The sequence below is a fragment of the Candidatus Obscuribacterales bacterium genome, assembly GCA_036703605.1.
Taxonomy (GTDB): domain Bacteria; phylum Cyanobacteriota; class Cyanobacteriia; order RECH01; family RECH01; genus RECH01.
On sequence record DATNRH010000215.1, the window covers coordinates 1 to 2,554 of the forward strand.

Below are 2,554 nucleotides of genomic sequence, written 5' to 3' on the forward strand. Positions count from 1 at the left end.
TGCATCAAAACGCTACAAAAACACGAGGCCAAAATTTTGGCGATCGCCATTAGCCCCGATGGCAAACTGTTAGCCAGTAGCGACAACAATCGGTGCTACACCCTGTTGGATATCGATACGGGCGGCGTGCTCTACATGTTACGGGGATACGGCAACCACGTCACGTCTCTGGCAATACACCCTGACGGTCAGTTGCTCGCCAGCGGCGACACCAACAAGCAAGTTCACCTATGGGATTTGCAGTCCAAGCAGTTGGTGAAAACCTTTTCGGGGCATAGCGGCATCGTTTGGACAGTCGATTTTGTGCCCGAACGACAGGCGATCGCCAGCGGCAGTAGCGACCACACCGTGAAGTTTTGGGGCTATCCTACGGGGGAGCTACAACAGACCTGGCAACAACACCGTGGGTTTGTCAGAAAAGTGGTGTTTAATCGTCGCGGCACCCGCATGGCCAGCAGCGGCGGCAACGACACTACCCTGAAGCTTTGGGATGTGCCCACGGGCGAGATTATGTGGACACAGGAACACGGCAACTGGGTTCGCGCCCTGGCCCTGAGCGCTGATGAAACCTTGCTCGCTAGCGGTGGCGGCGGACAAGCCATCAACCTCTGGCATTTTGACACCGGACACCCGCTGGGCAACCTGACCAACCATCAAGGCTTTATCGATAGCCTTGCCTTTTCGCCCACGGCCCCGCTCCTGGCCAGCGCCAGTGATGACGGCACCATCAGACTGTGGGAAATCGAGTCCCGACAGGTTCATCATGTTCTGCAAAAGCATACCCAGCGCGTGCGGACGGTCGCGTTTAGCTCCGACGGGACCCAACTCGCCAGCGGCGGTAACGATACGGTCATTTGGCTGTGGGATGTGGCCACGGGGCAAGCGTTGCAATCACTCAGGGGGCACACCGCTGCCGTCTGGGCCTTAGCCTTTTTCCCCAGTGGTGAGCACCTGGCCAGCGGTAGCGCCGACGGCACTATTCGCCTTTGGGAGGTCGAATCGGGGCAATGTGTCGATATTCTCAGGTGCGATCGCCCCTACGAAGGCATGAACATTAGCGGCATTCAAGGTCTAACTCCAGCCCAGCAAGAAATGCTGAAAACGTTAGGGGCCACTAAGACGTATTGACCTTTCATCTAAGCCAAATGTCGCTTGCCCAGAAGCTGGGAGTCACCCATATTTCACCTTCAAGTTGAACAAAAGACCTTGCAGCAAATCCGGGTGGCTTTTTAATAAACCTGCCAATAGCTAAAACAGGACTTACGCAAGGCAAGCGTTATCCTTAAGGAATGGGCTTTCGCAACTTGGACTACTGTCAATACTTGCTGAGCAGTCCGCTCAACGGCGTTGCTGAATAGCGGTATGATTCCGCAACATGTTGTACGTAGGTTCAGATCCTGTAGCTAGAGGTTCATCTCCCGGTTCAGCAACACCCGCGCAACTACACCGTGACGAACTTAGCCCATCACCTCGACGGGGTCAGTCACGACCGCATCAATCGTTATTTGCGCGGCGATAAACGGAATGTGTCGCCACAAACGACGTAACTCAGCTGCACAACAGGAGTCTGGCGTCCGTTGGACGATTGAGGAGTTTCACCGCGAACTCAAGCAGTTGACCGGGGTAGAGGCCCAGTGCCGCAAAGCGTGGATTCAACGCAATCCCATTGCTTGTGCACTGCTCGTCTGGACACGGTTGAAGACACTTGCTTACCAACGTGGGCAAACGATTTATCAAATCAAGCATGGACTGTTGTCCCACTACTTGATAACGCAACTCAAGCAACCGACAATCTCAATCGTTCTTGCATAAGTCCTGTTTAGGATGAATGAGCCCTTTTTGTAGGGCTAGCACAGCAGCTTGGGTGCGATCGCGCACCTCCAGCTTTTGCAAAATGGCGTGAACGTGGACACGGACAGTACCCGCCGCAATGTAAAGAGTCTCGGCAATTTCTGAGTTACTTTTGCCGCTAGCAACTAACGCTAAAATTTCCCGTTCTCGTTGGGTGAGGGGATTGTCGGGTGCGGGGGCAGGCAAGAGTGGTTCGGGACTGGACTGTTGAAATTGGGCGCGAATTTGTGCTGTAGCTTGAGCATCCCACCAAGAAGCACCTGCTGCTATGGACTGAATCGCTAAAATTAAGGACTCAGCCGCCACCCCTTTCAGGCAATAGCCTTGAGCCTGAGCTTCGATGAGGCGGTTAATCAGTGGAGGTTGAGAATGGGAGGTTAAGATCAGGATGGGTAACTGGGGCAAGAGTTGCTTCATTTGCCGACAGGTTTCCACTCCCCCAATGCCCGGTAGACCGATATCTAAAACCACGATGTCAAACATCTGTTGAGTGATCAAATCTAGGGCCGTTTCCCCATCTTCGGCCTCAGCCGCAATTTCTAGCATCGGCTCTTGCTGGAGTCGCGTCGCCAACCCTAGCCGAAACAATTCATCATCTTCAACTAATAAAATCTTAAGGGGAGACATCATGCGGTCGATTTACTCGTAGCGGCTAAGGGCAACTCATGGGCACAGGCGGGCAGTCGAAACGCAAAGACCGCAC

2 protein-coding genes are annotated in these 2,554 nt (G+C 53.8%); one reads left to right on the top strand and one right to left on the bottom strand.

Features of this window, described 5'->3' with window-relative positions:
* On the top strand, positions 1-1,128 hold a 1,128-nt coding region (locus V6D20_04575), incomplete at its 5' end, for a hypothetical protein (GenBank protein ID HEY9815068.1).
* Between the two features lie 666 nt (positions 1,129-1,794).
* Here the strand turns inward: V6D20_04575 and V6D20_04580 are convergent.
* A complete protein-coding gene (locus tag V6D20_04580) occupies positions 1,795-2,481 on the bottom strand; it encodes a response regulator transcription factor (protein HEY9815069.1) in 687 nt (228 codons plus the stop codon).
* Positions 2,482-2,554 lie beyond the last annotated feature (73 nt).